The following is an 18,312-nucleotide window of genomic DNA, read 5'->3' on the forward strand; positions in this document are numbered from 1 at the left end:
TTACTCCTATTGACCAATAGCACAGAATCCCGCCCACCAAAAGGGTTCTTTAAACAGTCGTGCGTCATCGGGAATCTGACGAAAAAGACGACTGATAACAATTTTAATAGTTGGACGTAAAGGTAACTGGTTTTCTTCAATCCAATTTTCTAACTCTGTCATTGTCACATCTCGCAGCCAAAGCTGTGCCTGATTAAGAGCAACTGCAACCGAGGTAGATGTTCGTAAGAGATTATAGAATTGGATCATTAAAAAGGCTGTTGCAAGATCGTTCACTGACCACAAGCTACATACTACACTGGGGCTGCCAGCATAAATAAAGCCACTGGATAAACCAATGTACTCATCACTAAAGCTAGTGTAGTCAGTCCAAGCAGTTTCGCAAGCTGAGAGATTGACAAGACGACATTGACTAAGATCCAGCCCAAAAACTTCTGCCAAAATTAAACACTTTTCTAACTGAATAGTTTGTCGAACGAAGATATCTCTTTCTAATTCAACAGCTTTTTTGGAGACAGCGCCTGCAAGAACTATAGGTGTACGGAGAGGGCTTTGAATATTAAATGTGCTGTGGCAAGCAAAGTGAACGCAATGGGCTGTGCGGAGGCGTTGGTTATTAATTGCTGTTTTTTGAGCAGCATCTCTCACCAGTACGTCTTGGTAGGTAAAGTTCTGTCGAAGAATTTCTACTTCAACATCACTAAAGCGTAAGTCACCAGTGGGGTTTTGAATAGCAAATAAGTGACTAAATTCAGTGCGTTGCTGATTTTGAGTTAGTTGCAGCAGTTGAGAGCTCGGAGCATAGCGCACTCCTTCAGGAAAGCAGTCAAGCAGGCAAGTACCATTATTAAATGGTAGAGCATGAAGTGGGAATAGGTGCAAGAAGCGATGGGGAATTAAAATTAAGTGGTTGCAACTAGGAAGTATAAACGAGAGAAGGTGTTCTAAATGTAAAATTTCGCCTAGTTGCGCCAAGAGAGTAGCTAAGTCTTTTGCATTTGCAATCTGCACATTCCTTTGGTTTTGTAATATATTTGTTTGCGAAAGTTTCTGTTCTTCATCTTTCCACCCCCATCTTCCTAATTCTTCCAAATCTGCCGTCAAATATTCTCTCGCCCAGCTTACTAATGCTTGCAGGTCTTCTTTTGAGGATTGCCAAAGAATCGGTTCTTGAGCTTGAGGTGTGACGATAAAGGCAACAAAAGTTTCGGGAAGAATGTACCACTCAATTAGTGCAGTGTGGTCATTAGGCAGCAATTTTTGAACATCTACGAACTTAATAGGTTTAACACGATAAAATGTGCTAAACGTGTCATCTATAGGCTGGATTTTTTGAGTAATAAGATTATCTAGCTGCTGCCGCAGTTGATTTAACCGAGTTCGATCTTCGCTAATTTCTTGGTTACTCTCTACAACATCAATGCGTTTCTGCTCTAAAACTATTTCTCGGCGTAATTCTTGAAGCTGATTGAGAATTTCTGTAGGAACGTCACCTTTGGGGTAAAGGTCGCGAGTGGCAAGCAGATCTACGAGATTACGGGTTTTGCTACGTTCGGCATACTCAATCGCCAAATTTAGCTTACCTTGATTAATACAGGATTGTACTAGGTTGGCGTAAATATCCACTCCTTGTTGCATGACTTCTTGTCGTCTTTTATCAGTGCTAGCCCAAAAACGGCTTTGTTCGACAGATCGAATAGCAACAAGATAACCTTCAATAGCGTCTGCCCAAAGTCCAGCACTGAAGAATGTATCACCTAAATTGCGTCCAGCTTTCAAACACTCAACGGGATTAGTTTCGGGGCTGTGAATTTCTAGCGCTGACCAAAAACATTCTGTTGCTTCTGCTATCAACCCTTTTTCACGATATACAGTGCCTAAATTATTCTGAGTTATTGCCCAATCTTGAGGAAAATCATCTTCAGTGAAAACCTCCAAGGCAGCATTGTAAGCAGCTATTGCTTCTTCAAGATTGTTTGCCTTATCTCCCAAAATGCGATGGCGATAAGCTGTCCCTAAATTATTTTCAGTTGCTGCCCATTCTTGAGGAGAAACTTCACGGGTATGAACTTCTAGGGCAGCTTTGTAGCATAAAATAGCTTGTTCCAAACTCTCCTCTCTATTTTCGAGAATTGTTTCGGAATATACTTTTCCTAAATTATGTTGGGTTGTCGCCCAGGCATCAGGAAATGCTTCACGGGTAAAAATTTGCAGCGAATTTAAGTAACAAATGATTGCTTGTTCTAAGTTTTGTGCTCTATCGCCTCTAATACGCTCCCGGTAAGCATTTCCTAAATTATTTTGTGTATCAGCCCAGTTTTCAGCCAATGTCTCAGCACTACGAACTTTTAATGCTTGTTGATAATAGCTGATTGCTTTCTCTAAATTGTCTGCTCTTTCTCCATAAATGCGATCGCGGTAAGCATTGCCCAAATGATGTTGGGTTGTTGCCCAGTCTTCTGGTAACTCTTCAAAAGTACGGACTAAAAGTGCCTGCTCATAGCAACGAATTGCTTCTTCAATATTTTGCAACCTACTCCCCAAAATTCTATCAAAATATGCCGTACCTAAATTATTGTAAGTCGTTGCCCAATCTCGGGGAAATTTTTCTCGACTGAGAACGTCCAAAGCTTCTTGGTAATAGTAAATAGCTTGTTCAATATTCTTTGTTCGATTATGACTACTTCGCTTTTGATAAACTCTACCCAACGCATTTTGAAGTTCAGCCCATTGTTGAGGGGATGTATCACGACTAAAGAATTTAGCAGATGCTTCATAGCAAGTAATGGCTATCTCCAACTTCTCTGCTTTGTTTCCTAAGGGAAACTGCTGAATCCAGTCACCCAAGATTCTAATACTTTCTTGCATTGATTGTGCAGACTCTGACTCCATTTCTGGCAATCTTGCCACTGCTAATCGACGCAATATTTTAGGTAAAGATACACCGCGCCTTGTCTGTATACCCTCCTGTAACTTATCTAAGTTCGCTTCTAGCAGTGAGTACACCGATTGGCGATCTCCGTTGCTGTTCGAGATGGTTAACAATATTTCACCTAAAAAATTAGCGTACTCTGCTGAAAGTGCCAGAGAGGTTTGCTGTAAGGGAATCAACTCATCTTTTTTGCGTGGTTCGTTCATTATTCATTAACTTGTGGCAAAGAATATTGACCAGTACACGGATTTCCATAATAGCTAGGTTGGGTATTATTTTTGAACTTATGAAACCGAGAGCGTAGCTTTATGGTAACGTAATGATTTCAAAGGTAACCAATTTTCTGCAACTTATCTTAGTAATTTCACCCAAACTAGAACTGCTATAGTTACAATTTTTGTAATCCCCCACTGAGTGAGCGTAGTCATTACTCCCTAACCTTCTGGTATTGCACTCCCAATCCTTATGATACAGTAGAGACACAAAAAAATAAAAACCAAGTAAGTAGCTAGGCACGAATAAACCTAGCTATGTAACAAAATGTAAAAAGCTCGAAACCCTTGCGATTGCTTCTAGGACTTACGCATTGACAAAAGTATAGTTATGTTTATTTACGCCCACTTACTTGTTACTAAGTCCATACTGATAAGCGATAGCTTCAACTTTTTCTTATTGGTCAAATATCATCTTTATACACGTCGCTACAATGCCCCTACTCTAATCACATTGACTAATAAAAAATCATCTTCTATTTCATAAAATGACGATGAATTTCCTTAAAGGTATTGTCAACTCACTTAAAAATTTTGTCATCGAGTCAGCCCATGCCGATTTGATCGCTGCCATTGGTACTCCAGAATCAGCAGTCACTCCTGAAGAAGCTTTTCTTGTTGAAGCATTGGTACTCATTATGAGGAACCAGGGAAACACACAAGTGGTCTACCCGTTTCTCCTAACGAATATTGATATGCTCAACGATCGGTTTTTAGAGTGGTTACCAACCTGGATGAGTGCAAAGTTATCTGCTGCTACTACCACCCAGAAAATGCGAATCGCTGCTGCAATTTCTACCTTTAGCACTGTGCTTCAAGAATTTCCTTTTGGGGACAAAGCAATTAATTTAGAAATTGCTATTACTGGATATGATCTCTCTAAAATGGTTAAGCAACGGGAGATATTTCCAGGACCTTGGGCAGAAGTTGAACATAATCTGGGAGTTGCATACTGTTATCGTGTGCGGGGAGATCGGGGAGAAAATCTGGAGATTGCGATCGCCTGCTGTGAAAGCGCGTTAGAAGTACGAACTCGTGAATCCCGTCCTCAACAATGGGCAACAACCCAAGGACACTTGGGAATTATCTATCGAAATCGTCTTTTGGGTGATCCACCGGAGAACTTGGAGCAAGCAATAACTTGCTACAAAAATGCGCTGCAAATTCTTTCGTATGAAACCCGTCCTAAGGATTGGGCAAAAATGTTGCATAATCTAGCAATTGCATTATCCTTTCGGATTCGTGGCGATCATGTTCAGAATTTAGAGGAAGCGATCGCCTGTTGTCAGCAAGTCTTACAGCCCAGTATCCGCGAATACTATCCAGAAGCGTGGGCAAAAAACCAGTTATTACTCAGCAGTCTTTACCAAACTAGGCTTATAGGGGATCCAGTTGAAAACGTGGAAGCAGCAATCACCTGCTGTCAGGAGGGGTTACAGGTTTGTTCTCCTGAAACTTTTCCGCAATTATGGGCAAAGCTCAAGAGTGAGCTAGGCAATGCCTACAGTAATCGTTTTTATGTCAGATCGTCCGAACGCAAAACAAATCTTGACAAAGCATTAGAGTCTTTTGAAGAAGCACTACAAATTTTAACCCGTGAAAATGCTCCCCAACTCTGGGCAAACACTCAAATTGATCTGGCAACAATCTATAGAGACGAAATTTGGGGGAATCACGAACAAGCCATTCACTGTTTTGAGAAAGCCTTAGATGTCTACAACCGTGAGGCTTTTCCCCAACAATGGGCACGGGTTCAAAATGAAGTGCTGACTACCTTTGTGGTAAACTCTGTTCACTGTGCTAATAAACAAGAAAAAATTAGGTATTTAATTGAGGGGGTTGCCTGTGGTCAAGCTGCACTAGAGGTATTAACCCAGAAAATTTATCCCCAGGAGTGGGCGCTAGTCAACAGTAATTTAGCTGGTGCCTATGCTAACTTGTTGTCCTGTGGTCAGGTGCAGTATGTCCAAGCAGCAATCACCTCAGCAGAAAATGCCTTGCAGGTTTATACCCGTGAAACCAGTCTCCGAAGTTATATCCAAGCTCTCTTTTATTTAGGTTCTGCCTATCAGTCTGCGGGACAATTGCACCATGCTTACCAAAACTTAGCAACTGCTTTAGAAACATCGGAATTTCTGCGATATGAAGGTCTCAAGAGCGATCTCTCCAGACAAAAATGGGCTTTCCAGTGGAAGGATCTGTACAAAAAAATCGTGGACGTCTGCCTTGAACTAGCTGTTAGTGAACCACACTATTATGATAAAGCTCTCGAATATCTAGAGTATAATAAAGCTCGCGTACTTGTTAAAGCTTTAGCGACTCATAAAATTATACCTTCAGGTATTCCAGAGACACTTTGCCAGGAATTACAGCATTTACAACAAGAGATTTTGATTGAAGAACGTCGCTTAGAGATGACTGAGCGAGCTATAGCCAATCGTAAGACGATTCCCGATGAAACAAGTTTTACTCAAAGTAGCGGGTTACCTGCTTATACTAGAGACTACAGCCACCTTATTCGGTTACAACAACAATTAAACGATGTAATCACCAATAAAATTCAACCACTGAATCCTGAATTTGGTCTGACTCAACGAGTAGAATCTATTTCCTTTGCCCAAATTCAATCTCTGGTCGATAAAAATACTGTTATCTTAGAGTGGTATATCACATCTGAACAGATTAAGGTATTTATTGTAACTTCTCAAAACCAGCATCCCCTGATCCATGAATGCCCAATAAACTGGCGTGATTTTCCACTTGAGGAAATGGAGGCATTGATTCCTGGAAGGCAGATACATTACTTTAGTTACCTTAAGGAACAAAGCCTGTCTAACCCATCAGTTAACTTCCCTAACCTGCTTGAAGAGTATTTGCGCTACATCTATGATTATTCTCAAAATAGAAAACAGTGGCGTGAAAACCTGTCTGAGCAACTACAACGATTTGCTCAACTCTTAGACTTGGATCGGGTGGTTACAAAGCTTCCTGAAACGTGTAATCAGGTGATTCTCATTCCTCACTTCGTTCTACACATTTTTCCTCTTCACGCATTGCCGTTGAAAAATGGCTCCTATCTTATAGATCGTTTCCCTGGGGGAGTACGCTACTCACCTAGTTGTCAGGCACTGCAGCTTACAAAGTCCCAAGAACGCCTTAATTTTAGCAGCCATTTGTTTGCTGTACAAAACCCAACTCAGGATTTAAGCTATTCGGATCTTGAGGTTGCAGCCATTCGGCAAAACTTCAGCCCCAATGATGATATTCTGGTACAGAAGGATGCTCGGAAGACAGAGATTTATCCTCTGCGGATTCAAAATGCACAATATATTCACTTTTCCTGTCATGGCTTTTTCAACTTTGAGAACCCACTGCAGTCAGCACTCTTACTTGCTGATGCTTTTGTAGCTCAAGATCCAGCTCCATTAGGATTAGACGAGCAGCAGAATGCTCACTTTGCTGACTCCCCAACTTCAGAAAATACACTTCGCTTGCAAACAGGCGAAATCATCGATCTGAGTAAGTGCCTAACTTTACCAGAAATCTTTACTTTTGACCTGAGCCAATGTCGCTTAGTCACCCTTTCTGCCTGCGAAACAGGCTTAATTGATACTACGACTTCAAGTGATGAATATATTGGTTTGCCCAATGGTTTTCTTTATGCAGGAAGTCCCAGTGTAGTCAGTTCCCTGTGGATCGTAAATGACATTTCTACGACCTTTTTGATGATTAAGTTTTATGAGAATCTGCAACGCCAAACTTCAGTAGCTGTTGCGCTGAATCAAGCTCAAGTCTGGCTTCGGAATGCTACGGGAGCAGAACTAGAGCAGTGGATGGAAGAGAAGCAACTACCAATGAATGGCACACTAAAGATATCCATAAAGCGACGCTTTCGTCAAGAGACACGACCTTTTCAAGAGCCTTTCCACTGGGCGGCATTTTGTGCGATTGGTCAATAATAAGCACATGGAAGTAGAGAAATTTTCAGTGTTTGTTTCAAAGGTGAAGAGAAAACGTAATGTCTCAGCGGAGCGGACTCAATAGGGTCCGGTTAAAGCCTAAAGCCTTAAATAAACGATATTTTTATATCACTGGCTTAGAATATTAGGAAATATCTTACCCACTAGTCTCTGGAAACAATCTGAAGATAAGACGGGTAAGATTCATTTTAAACCTGTTTCGAGAAGATTCAGAAAAATTGAACATATCGAGTGCCTCTTTATTCTCTAAATTAGTATCACGATTTTTATCAATCCATTTAGTATTACTCCAGGTTGCAACACTTAAGTCGGTATTACTCAAATCGGCATCTTGTAAGTTAGCACGATTGAAATTAGTTTTATATAAATTAGCACCACTCAAGTTAGCACCGCTCAAGTTAGCACGATTCAAGTTAGTTTCACGTAAATTAGCATTGTGAAGATTGGCACCACTTAAATTAGCATGACTCAAATTATCTCTGCTCAAATCTTCACCACTTAAGTCTGCACCAATATAATCCTCAGACAAATTAAGCCCAGCAACTTTTGCTAACTCCGATAGCTTTCCCGTAGGTTCATCAACAATTGCCTGAAAAAGTTTGGTAAGTTCTTCAGAAATTAATGGCTGGCTCATATCTTAAAGTTACCTTACTTACATAATTTTCTAATTCAGGTTTTAAACGTTGCACTAAAGCTCCTTTTAGAGTTTCTTTCCTTACTTTGGAGATATCTGGACTTATGATAGCTAAAACATCTTTATTAAGACTAATTTTAAAAACTGCTTCTATCTCACAGCATGTATCTGCTTCTAATATCTTTAAATTTCCTAAAATTTTTTGTCGCAAAGACCCTTTCAATATATCCTTTATACTCGACTGATTATGCAATTCAAATTGCCAAACAGGAGCTTCCGGTTTACCTACAGGTATTCCTCTCCAGTTATCATATTGATTTAAAAGTTCTTTACGTTCACACAACGGCATACTTCCATTTGTTAAATTCAAACATAACTCACCACTTTTAATACCAAATTTAATGTTTATAGTTTCTTCTTTGAAAGACCATATATTTATTCTTTTAACTTGGTTATTCAGGCTTCCAAATGAAATACTAAGTTCAAGGTAAATTGTGTTAAGAGAAATATCTTTATAGATCTCTATTTGAATAACAGCCAACTTTCCATCATATTTGTGATCTTCTTTGAGCAACTTATGTATAGCAGATTTTTTTTAATTATTACGAGATATATATTTAACAAAATCTTGTAGTTTGCGGTTACCAGGCTTTTTTTTAGATGCTGCAACAACTAACTTTTCAAGCCATCCTTCAGACTTTGCTGTTTCTATTAATTTAAAAGTGATTTCTTCTAAATTACTATCTCCAGCAATTGTGTTTAAATTTTTCTCTAATTCAAAAGATAACATCTGTTCTAATGATGACCTGCTAAGAAAAGCATCAATAAGAGCTTCTTGTAATTTTTTGCGTTCCTGACCACTTAAGTCCATATTTTTTCAGACAAGTTACTCATGTTCCATATAATTAGAGGAAAGAATGCGATCACACTGAGACTAGGCACTAACAGCCTTCCAAAATTATAGTTGAAAGAGTTTTCTCTATAATTGTATGATCTTGTTAGAGTTTATCAGTATTTGCGAACAGGTTACACAGTAGCTGTAGTATTGTAGCTCCACCAATCCACGCATAACCTTGTTTAGTCAACACACCTCAGTAGCTCCCTCATAGAATTACCTTGGGTAGAATTAGGTTCCAAAATCAGAAAGTCGTCTAAGTCGCGGATTGCTTCCCTAATTTGGGCTGATACTGCGACTCCCAAAGCCGCTTGATAAATTTGTTCTGCATGTTCGCTTTCTCCTAGAACTAGGTAATAAAGCGCTAAATTCAATCGCTTGCGCCAGTTTGGTGGTTCCTGTTCGTATTTTCCTAAAGCCAGTTGAATCGCCCCCATTAAGTCTGCTCGCATTTCCTGTAATTCACCCAAAAGCCGATAAACTAGCGCCCGACCGTAAAGCCACCAATCATTCTTAGGTTCTAGGGTGATCGCCTTTTCAAAATCTACCAATGCTTCCTCATAGCGCCCCAATTGCCGGTAGGTTGTAGCCCGACTAGCAAGCGCCCACCCATCATCCGGTTGAAGTTCAATTGTCCGATTTAGGTCAGCTAACGCCTCTTGATAGCGCCCGATTTGTCGGTAAGTTTCACCTCGGTTGGCTAAAATTTCCTGGTCATCTGGATTTTGTGTAATTGCTTGATTTAAGTCTGCCAGTGCCTCTTCGTGGTATCCTAGTTGACGATAAATTACACCTCGGTTAGCGATCGCTCCAAAATTGTTAGGTTTGATTGCAAGTACCTGGTTAAAATCTGCCAGTGCTTCTTCATAGCGCTCCATTTCCTGATATGTTTTTCCTCTTTGAATAACCGCCCACAAAGCATTTGGATTTAAGCCCAGCCCTTGATTTAAATCTGTCAGTGCATCTTGGTAGCGTTCCATTTGTCGGTAGACTACACCCCGGCTCACAAAGGCAGCTTGGTATTCAGGCTTTATCTCCAGTGCTTGGTTAAAGTCAGCCAACGCCTCTTCATAGCGCTCCTGCAGCAAATAGGTTACACCTCGGCTGGCAATAGCTTCTTCATGTTCGGGTTCTAAGGAAATAGCATGGTTCAGGTCTGCTAATGCTTCTTGGTAGCATTGCATCAGCAAGTAAACTACCCCTCGGTCGGTAAAATACTTCGCTTCTTCTGGAGTTAGCTGAATTGCTTCATTTATATCTGCTAAGGCTTGGGAATATTGACCTGCTCGACGATAAAGGTTCCCGCGCCAGTCGTAGGCTGAACTTTGCCATTCAGCTTCTAGCTTACCGGACTGCAATAAAGCTGTAAACATGCTGAGCGCTGCTTCGTAATGCTCTTCATCGTAAGCTTTTATACCTTCAATTAACTGTTGACCCCAGAGTTTTACATCTGCCACTCCCGTATCTTCGCCTGCCTGGAAAATAGTTTCCGCCCAACGCTGGACGGTAAGACGTTGGTGTTTGAACGCACTGAGGAATTGATTAAGAGTAATGGGTAAAGATTTTTGTGGAGACTGGCACAGGTTATGGTAAACTACCTCTAATTGATATTCTTGCCAACTTGTGTCTTGCTGGATGCTTGCTGCGTCTAAGCCCAAGTTATTACACAGAGTTTGGTAGTAATTTTCTAGTTTCTCATGTAAAGCAGCCCAGCTTTGAGCGGATTGTTGGCGCTTGTAACGTAGCATTAAGTCACGAACTACAGAATGGTAAGTCCAGTGTTCACGTTTTTTCGTGACAAAAGGCATTTGTTTGAGCCAATCAAACAGTGATTCCGCCTGATCAGAACCCACCATGGCTGCTAGGACATCTTGATTTAAGTATCTTGGCAGTGCGGCATCTAATGCTAGTTGCCGTCGTTGTGGTTCCTCAACCCACAGAAGAAAACGTTCAACAGCAGTATCTGTTGGGTCAGTGACAGCGGTAGGATCATCAGGTGTACCTGCTGCGAGGGTAGCAAGCAGCAACGGTAGCTGGCCAGATAAACGCAAAATTGCCTCAATGACTTGTGCATTTTTGACGCCTTTGCGACTGAGGAAATCGCGAGCTTCTGCCTCTGTAAAAGGTTCTAGAGGTAGGCGAATTATCAGGGACTCGTAGGGTGCCCAATAGTTCCTTTCTAAGGCGTAGCGTCCGGCGATCGCTACTACAATATTCTCTGGCATTGATCCATAGCGACCTTCTAGCAAGTCTCGTAACCAGTCATCTAAATATGCCTTAGTAACTTCGTAGGTATCAAAAAACAAGGCAATTGGGTTACTTTCTGGGAGCTTGCATAATTCTTTTAAAAACAAAGGGGTGAGGACTGCGATCGGCTGCTGAACTAAGTGAACATCATCTTTATTAGTAAGTTTTTTAGCCACAAAGGCAGTCCATTCCCCCATTTGTTTGGTAACCATATCTTCATTTACAAAGCTGGTGATCAAACCTGCGGGGCTTTGTTTAAGGGCGCTCATTCCGATTTTGCCTACAGTTTGACCCACAAGAGCAGCGAAGCCTTGAGGTGCTTCGGGGTCGGTTTCCAGTTGTTGACGACACTGGCGATAAGTACGGTAGCGCTCTTTAAATTCTTTGAGAACATGACCTTGCTGCTCTAACTGCTCAGCGATGTGCCCTATAACCGTTGGTACATCAGGTTCATCTTCGTTAGTGTAGGCAGTGAGTGCCTTTGCTTCGTCTGCAAGCTTACGAATTTGTTGCATTAAGGCGGTTTTCCCAACACCGCCCTGACCGTAGATATTGAAGAAAAAGCGACGACGGTAATCTTTGGGTGGTAAACCCAAATTATAGCGAAAAATATGTAATTGTTCTTCGCGTCCGACAAATTCTGTTTGCTGGCGACGTTTCAGGATATCTTGCAGGCTCATACAGTGATTTGTGATCTAGCAGCTGCACAGTGTCACGTTACTTTAGATTTTACACACCAATTGCGCAAAATGGTGCCCAGTGGAAGGGATCTTGAAACAGCTTAATGTTAGCTGCGATTCTTCTAAAATGTATCTTCTGGGTTGGGCTTAGGGGTAACTGCGTTTCTTGAATCCATTGCCAAAGTTGAGTCCCAGTGATATTTCTAACCCAGAATTGCGCCTGGTTGAGCGCAACAGCTACAGACATTCCCGTTTGCAAGTTTTGATAAAACTTAATCATTAAAAAGGCAGTAGACAAATCACTAACCGTCCAAAGTGAACTAACGACATTAGGGCTACCTGCATAAATGAAGCCACTGGGCAAGCCAATATATTCATCGCTCAGGCTAGTGGGATCGGTTAATCCTGTTTCACAAGCGGACAGAGTCACAAGGCGACATTGATTGAGGTTGAGTTCAAAAATTTCTCCTAAACTTAGACGTTCATTGTTTGCCAAAATAAGTGCAGATTCAAGAGGAGATGCTAGGTTAAATTCACCATGACAAGAAAAATGATTGCAGTGTGCTGATAATAAGTCAAGATTAGCATCCAAAGCTGCTTTGGTTGCTTCCTGTTTTACTAAAACACGGTTAGAGGAAAAAAATGAGCGGATGGTTTCAACCTCTATATTTGTATAAGCTAGGTCATTTGTAGGGTTTTGAATGGCAAAAAAATGGCTGAAGTCTGTGCGTGTTTGTTTAGGTTGCAATTGCTAATTCGATATTGTCAGCCCTTTCCCCTCTGATTCTGCATAAGTAAGCATTGGCGAGATTATTTTGAATTCCTGTCCACGTTTCCACGTTGCTTTCGCAGGTAAAAACAGTAGCTATTACCTCATAACCGGCAATAGCTATTTCTAAATTAATTGCTCTTCTACCTAGTGGGAAATTGGCAAGTAACGTACTTAAATCAAAAATAGCTAGTGCAATTGCAACAACAAGCTGGCGCTCTCCAGTTGCTAAATTATCTGCTGCCCAACTGCGGAGAATTTTCTCAAATTTATCATCTAACTTATCTAAATTTGCTCGTAGCAAGGGGTATATTATTTTCGGATCTCCACCACTATTTGAAGTTACCTCTAATACTTCTACTAAAAAATGTAAATATTCTTGAGTCGTTACACCTGTTTTATCCCGAATCAATTGAGCTAGTTGCATTGCCACACTCTGCAAAAGAGTAGTGCTATTATCATGTCCGTGCTGCGCTAAAGTCAGGGCTTCCTGACGCATTTTTGTTATCAAGCCTGTGTCGAGCAATTCGCTGTGTTCATTCAATACCTGGTTGATTTCTGAATTGCTGGAGCAATTCAAGAGAGATTGGATTAATTTAAGATAAGCATTTTCTCGTTGCTCATCCATCACTACTTTTTCCTCCATTACTGACCGATCGCACAAAATCCTGCCCAAAGGAAAGGCTTCCGAAACGGTTGGTTATTATCTGGCAAATTCTGAAAACGACGTTTTAGACTTATCTTAACCGCAGGACTCAAATTTAACTGGTTTTCTTCAAGCCATTTTTGCAATTCCACCTTCGTCACGTCCCGTAGCCAAAGTTGTGCCTGATTCAATGCAACTGCAACTGCATCCCCCAGTTGCAAATTATGATAAAACTTAATCATTAAAAATGCTGTTGATAAATCGTTTACCATCCACAAACTGCTAACCACATTGGGACTACCTGCAACCAGAAAACCACTGGGCAAACCTATGTACTCATCGCTGAGTATACGGAAATCAATAAAACCTGTTTCGCAGGCGGAGAGAGTTACTAAGCGGCATTGGCTGAGACTAAGTGAAAAAATTTCTACCAATGTCAAACAATTACTTAAATCTATCGCGCTGCCATCAGGTAAAGAAAGACTGTATGAAAGATGACTAGTGCCACCAGGCGCAACCAGAGAACCTTGCATTAACAGTGCTGATAGCATAGGTGTATCGGAGTTGAAGTAGCCATGACAGGAGAAGTGAAGGCAATGGGCAGTGCGAAGTTGCTGCTTATCAATCACCTCTTTTTTGGCTGCTGTTTTCACCAAAACCTGAACTTGGGTTTCAAACATATGCTGGATAGTTTGCACTTCAATATCGCTATAACTTAAATCTTCGGTTGGATTCTGGACAGCAAATAGGTGGGTGAAGTCAGATTGCGTTTGATTTTGGCTTAGTTGTAGTAATTGGCAACTAGGAGCATAGCGTACTCCTCTAGGAAAGCGGTCTAAAAGACAAGAATCATCATCTATAGGAAGTGCATGTAAAGGAAACAGATGTAAAAAAAGATGGGGAATTAAAATTAGTTGGTTACAGGTTTTGGGTAAGTTGCTCAGGACATCATCAATATGTAGAATTTGAGCAAGGTGGTGTAAGCGTTCAGAGAGTTGCTGTTGCCACTGGTCTTTATTTTCAGCGTATTCTGAGATATATACGACTATCCAGTCCATCAAAGCTGTTTTTTCTTTGGTGGAAGAGCGCAAAACTTTAGGATACTCGGTTTGGTGGGTAATAACGAAAGTGAAAATGGCTTCGCCAGTGATGTACCATTCAATAATAGCGGTTTGGTTATCTGCTGGTAATTGTCGAATTTCATCAAACCGGATAGGTTCAACTTTCTGGGTAATGCTGAAGTTAGGGTCTACCCTCTCAATCTCCTCTAGCAATTGCTTAAGCTGTTGCTGTAATGAGTGCAATTCTTGTCGCAATTGCTGTTGATAAATGCGATTAGTTTCATCCAACTGTTCAAGTTCTACTATGATGTCCATTTCGCGCTGTTTAGCAGAGATTTGGCGGCGCAGTCGTTTAAGTTCATCAATAATATTTTCGGAAATATCGCTTTTGGGGTAGACATTGAGGGTAGCAATCAGTTCTACTAAACTACGGGCTTTGCTACGCTCTACATATTCAATTGCTATCGCGTAGTAGTGAGGTTGGCTGAGTGCGAGTTCCAAACAAACCTCGACCATACTCCAGTAATGCCGTGCCCATTGCGAAGCTAACTTTTGTTTAGCTGGTTCGCCAGAGGTAATTCTGCTGCTTTGAAATTCCACAGATTCAATTGCTGAGGCAAAGGTGGTGTAAGCATTTTGTAATTGCCTGCTTTCTTGGTAAATTAATCCAAGAGTAAATAAAGTTCTGGTGTAGTCTTGAGGAAATACTTCACGGCTATAAATTTGCAAAACTGATTGACAAGCTGCCATCGCTGCTGCCAAATTTTGTTCTCGATTGCCACTCATTTTGTCGTAGTAAGCAGCAGCTAAATTAGATTGCACTCGCGCCCAATCTAGGGGAAAGGCTTCACGGGTAAAAACTTGTAATGCAAACTGACATATGGCAATTGCAGTCTCCAAATTTTTGGCTCGGTCTTCTCTAATTCGTTCAGAATAAATTGCAGCCAGATTAGTTTGAATAAAAGCCCAGTCTTGCGGAAATGCTTCACGGGTAAAAACTTGTAACGCAGCTTTGTAAGCCACAATCGCCATTTCCAAATTTTCTGCCTTTTCCCCTTTAATCCGCTCGCTATAAGCATTGGCTAAGTTATTCTGGATCTCAGCCCAATTTTGAGGAAATGTGTCTTGAGTGCAAACTTGAAGCGCCTTTTGGTAGGCGGCGATCGCATTCTCCAGATTTTCGGCTCGATTTCCAAGAATTCGGTTTTGATGGGCAGCCCCAAGGTTTATTTGGATTTTGACCCAATATTGAGGGAACTCCTCATGGGTAATGACTTGCAATGCAGACTCATAAGCGGCAATTGCCATCTCCAAGTTTTCTGCTCTGTCGTTGCGAATCCGTTCTTGAAAAGCATTACCCAAGTTTATTTGGGTGAGCGCCCATCTTTGGGGCAGTGCCTCATACGTATAAACTTGCAGTGCTTCTTCGTATGCAGCGATCGCCATTTCCAAGTTCTCGGATCGATTGCCACTAATTCGCGTACGATAGGCATTACCCAAATTTACTTGAATTTCTGCCCAACCTTCAGGAAAAGCTTCACGTGTACGAACTTGTAAAGCGTCTTGGTAAACAGCGATGGCTGTCTCTATGTTTTCGCTGTGGTTTCCTAAAATTCTCTCTTGGTAAGCATTACCCAAATTGGTTTTAGTTATAGCCCATTGCGAGGGAAAATCATTCGGGGTCAAGACTTGTAGAGCTTCTTGGCAAGCGGTGATCGCCAGTTCTAGGTTCTGGGTTCGATCTCCGTAAATGCGGTTGCGGTAGGCACTACTGAGATTGGCTTGGGTCTGTGCCCAGTCTTGGGGCATTGTTTCACGGGTACGGGCTTGCAATGCCAAATTGTACGAGTTAATAGCTAGTTCTAAGTTCTGAGCGCGATCGCCATAAATTCTTTCCAAATAAACATTCCCTAGGTTGTTTTGTGCTAATCCCCACTGATAAGGAAAAGCTTCGCAAGTAAAAATTTCTAAAGCAGCTTGATAACAACTAATTGCTTGCTCCAGATTCTCTACTCGTTCTCCCCGTAGTTGCTCTTTATAGACATTGCCCAAATTGATTTGAATTGCAGCCCATTGTGTTGGAAAAGTTTGACGAGTGAAGAAGTTAGCTGCGACTTCACAACCAACAAGAGCAATCGCCAAATTACTGGCTCGGTTTCCTAGAGGAAAATCAAGCAGCAGATTGCTGATGTTGCCAATTGCTGCAACAGTTTTCCGAGCTTCTTGTGGCTCAAAGTTGGTTAGGTTAGCGTTTGGCCATGCCTGCAACTGTTGGGCACAATGGTCATCTAGTTTATCCAAGTTAGCAGCAAGCAGAGGGTAAAGCATTTCTGGGTCACTGTCACTTTGAATTGCAGTCTGTAACATTTCTGCAAAAAAAAACGAGTAATCTACTGATGTATTTATCAGTCCTGTTTGAGTTTGGTCATCTGCTAGCAAAGAATTCAAAGCTTCAGCGATTTGATGGGCAACATTAGTTAAAAAATCAGCAGTATTTTGGTCACCTTGCTCTACGTAGACTGCCGCCACTTCCTCCATGACCTCAACTAGCTCCATATCAATCAAGTCCGGCTTAGCAGAACTTAAGATATGCGCTTCTTGCCCACTAGGACAAGTGAGCAAAGCGCTGATTAGGTCTAGATAAGCTTGTTGGTGTTGTTTGTTCATTATTGACCAATAGCACAGAAACCAGCCCAGTGAAAAGGTGACTCAACGGGCTTAGCGCGATCAGGTAAACTATGTAAGCCACTGCACAAATATATTTTAACTGCTGGTTTCAAAGGTAACTTGTTTTCTTCAATAACCAAAAGTTAGTTCGTCCTTTCCAATGGACTTTTAAGGGAAAGCTTTTGGCAACATAACCCTATCTAAACTGACGCCGCAGTGTACTAGTGGTACTGCGGGTAATGCTAAAGTAATATGGGAGCCATTAAAACCACGAACATGACTTCAACATCAAACGGACAATCGACGATCATTCGTACAGAACGTGGGCTCGTGATCGCAGGCGCAAGGGTAACACGGTATGATTTGATGGACTACATCCATGCTGGCTATCCACATTCGCTGCTCCGCAATAAATTCTATATTACTGACAAACAATTTAGCACTGCAATATCATACATTAATATGTCAGAAAACCTGTTATCAAGCTCCGATGCGATCACTAAGATAAATAAGATTTTGCATAGAATTGAAAGCGAGATTCAAACAGAGCAGGGCTTGCGAGATTTCGACACGATTGAGTTGCCTTTCAAGCTAGTTGAGGCAGGAATAGATTTTTGGACAGCAATATATTCTCCTGAGGTTCTGCGACAGTTAGCCAATGCTGATCCTGATACTCTGGATGCTTGGGCTATCGCCTTAAGCCAAACCCTTAACAGACAGTTCATAGTCCTGAATAACTGGTTACCACATCTATCGACTTTGCCAATTACCCCTACCTTAAAGCAGAAAATTAGCGATCTCATTGCTGAAATCAACCAGATTAGTAGTGAAAAATCCCAACTTCTTCAAAGTGCTACAGAACTATTTAACCAAGAACAAAAATTGCACTCTGATACAGAGGAACTATCACAGCTTCGACAAAAAGATGCAGAGTTAAAGACAATTCAAGCTGAGCTTCAATCTGTGGACTTAGATAGCTTCCGACAGGAAATTACCAACCAGTCTGCCACTTTAGAACCTAAAGCAACAGAACTCAAGCAACTCCAGCAGCAAAAAGCTGAAATAGACTCTCAAATCATGGCATTGCAGCAACAGCAAGCAGTATTAGAAGGTGAAATTGAGTATCAAAAACTTAAGCAACGACGCCAACAAACTGGTCTGCTAAAGAGTACAAAAGAACTCATTACTCTCACGCAAGCAGGAAGAACTAAGTTAGATGAATCTCTTTCTACTGCGTTAACTGACTTGGAAGAACAGCGCAGGGAATATCAGCAGCTTTGGGAGCAGCTACAGGCAGGGATTCAAGCCTTTAATAGATATCAAGTAGAAACTGATGAGATTCGTACTCACCTCTATGCTTATTATCAGGCTAATCAAACTATAAGTCAACAATTACCCATAGATTACCAGAAAGTCAACGCTATTATCCAAACAATTGAACACAACTTGGCACAACTAGATCAAGAAATTGCTAATGCTCGTAGACAACATGAACAATCTCAACAAAAAACCATCTTGACCTTCTAACT

General features: G+C 41.2%; 10 protein-coding genes. 2 read left to right on the top strand and 8 right to left on the bottom strand.

Features of this window, described 5'->3' with window-relative positions:
* Positions 1–6 precede the first annotated feature (6 nt).
* Entirely contained in the window at positions 7–3,138 is a 3,132-nt protein-coding gene (locus G4P69_RS15830) for a CHAT domain-containing protein (protein ID WP_208340271.1), read from the bottom strand.
* Positions 3,139–3,698: 560 nt separating this feature from the next.
* Between G4P69_RS15830 and G4P69_RS15835 the strand changes: the two genes are divergently transcribed.
* Positions 3,699–7,163, top strand: coding sequence for a CHAT domain-containing protein (locus G4P69_RS15835; protein WP_208340270.1), 3,465 nt, complete (start codon positions 3,699–3,701; stop codon positions 7,161–7,163).
* Between the two features lie 157 nt (positions 7,164–7,320).
* Here the strand turns inward: G4P69_RS15835 and G4P69_RS15840 are convergent, their stop codons facing one another.
* From G4P69_RS15840 to G4P69_RS15870, 7 genes are all read right to left on the bottom strand, one after another.
* Positions 7,321–7,818 carry a pentapeptide repeat-containing protein gene (locus tag G4P69_RS15840; RefSeq protein ID WP_208340269.1) on the bottom strand — a complete coding sequence of 166 codons (498 nt, stop codon included), beginning with the start codon at positions 7,816–7,818 and terminating at the stop codon, positions 7,321–7,323.
* A complete protein-coding gene (locus G4P69_RS15845; RefSeq protein WP_208340268.1) occupies positions 7,796–8,392 on the bottom strand; it encodes a hypothetical protein in 597 nt (198 codons plus the stop codon). Before G4P69_RS15845 ends, G4P69_RS15840 begins: the two co-directional genes overlap by 23 nt.
* A gap of 21 nt (positions 8,393–8,413) precedes the next feature.
* Complete coding sequence (locus tag G4P69_RS15850; RefSeq protein WP_208340267.1) at positions 8,414–8,689, bottom strand: effector-associated domain EAD1-containing protein; 276 nt, start codon at positions 8,687–8,689, stop codon at positions 8,414–8,416.
* Between the two features lie 206 nt (positions 8,690–8,895).
* Entirely contained in the window at positions 8,896–11,640 is a 2,745-nt protein-coding gene (locus tag G4P69_RS15855) for an ATP-binding protein (RefSeq protein ID WP_208340266.1), read from the bottom strand.
* A gap of 49 nt (positions 11,641–11,689) precedes the next feature.
* A complete protein-coding gene (locus G4P69_RS15860) occupies positions 11,690–12,388 on the bottom strand; it encodes a CHAT domain-containing protein (protein ID WP_208340265.1) in 699 nt (232 codons plus the stop codon).
* Positions 12,378–13,055, bottom strand: coding sequence for a hypothetical protein (locus G4P69_RS15865; protein ID WP_208340264.1), 678 nt, complete (start codon positions 13,053–13,055; stop codon positions 12,378–12,380). Before G4P69_RS15865 ends, G4P69_RS15860 begins: the two co-directional genes overlap by 11 nt.
* Positions 13,055–16,783 (bottom strand): CHAT domain-containing protein, encoded by a 3,729-nt coding sequence (locus tag G4P69_RS15870; protein ID WP_208340263.1) that lies wholly within the window; start codon positions 16,781–16,783, stop codon positions 13,055–13,057. The genes G4P69_RS15865 and G4P69_RS15870 overlap by 1 nt, the downstream gene beginning before the upstream one ends.
* A 276-nt stretch (positions 16,784–17,059) precedes the next feature.
* Between G4P69_RS15870 and G4P69_RS39255 the strand changes: the two genes are divergently transcribed.
* Positions 17,060–18,310, top strand: coding sequence for a hypothetical protein (locus G4P69_RS39255; protein ID WP_243902244.1), 1,251 nt, complete (start codon positions 17,060–17,062; stop codon positions 18,308–18,310).
* Positions 18,311–18,312: the final 2 nt, after the last annotated feature.

The organism is Aetokthonos hydrillicola CCALA 1050 (assembly GCF_017591665.1).
Lineage (GTDB): Bacteria > Cyanobacteriota > Cyanobacteriia > Cyanobacteriales > Nostocaceae > Aetokthonos > Aetokthonos hydrillicola.

What these genes read in the sequence shown, in the direction of transcription:
- G4P69_RS15830 (WP_208340271.1), bottom strand. Translation starts at nt 3,138, where the DNA reads ATGAACGAACCACGCAAAAAAGATGAGTTGATTCCCTTACAGCAAACC.
- G4P69_RS15835 (WP_208340270.1), top strand. Translation starts at nt 3,699, where the DNA reads ATGAATTTCCTTAAAGGTATTGTCAACTCACTTAAAAATTTTGTCATC.
- G4P69_RS15840 (WP_208340269.1), bottom strand. Translation starts at nt 7,818, where the DNA reads ATGAGCCAGCCATTAATTTCTGAAGAACTTACCAAACTTTTTCAGGCA.
- G4P69_RS15850 (WP_208340267.1), bottom strand. Translation starts at nt 8,689, where the DNA reads ATGGACTTAAGTGGTCAGGAACGCAAAAAATTACAAGAAGCTCTTATT.
- G4P69_RS15855 (WP_208340266.1), bottom strand. Translation starts at nt 11,640, where the DNA reads ATGAGCCTGCAAGATATCCTGAAACGTCGCCAGCAAACAGAATTTGTC.
- G4P69_RS15865 (WP_208340264.1), bottom strand. Translation starts at nt 13,055, where the DNA reads ATGGAGGAAAAAGTAGTGATGGATGAGCAACGAGAAAATGCTTATCTT.
- G4P69_RS15870 (WP_208340263.1), bottom strand. Translation starts at nt 16,783, where the DNA reads ATGAACAAACAACACCAACAAGCTTATCTAGACCTAATCAGCGCTTTG.
- G4P69_RS39255 (WP_243902244.1), top strand. Translation starts at nt 17,060, where the DNA reads ATGACTTCAACATCAAACGGACAATCGACGATCATTCGTACAGAACGT.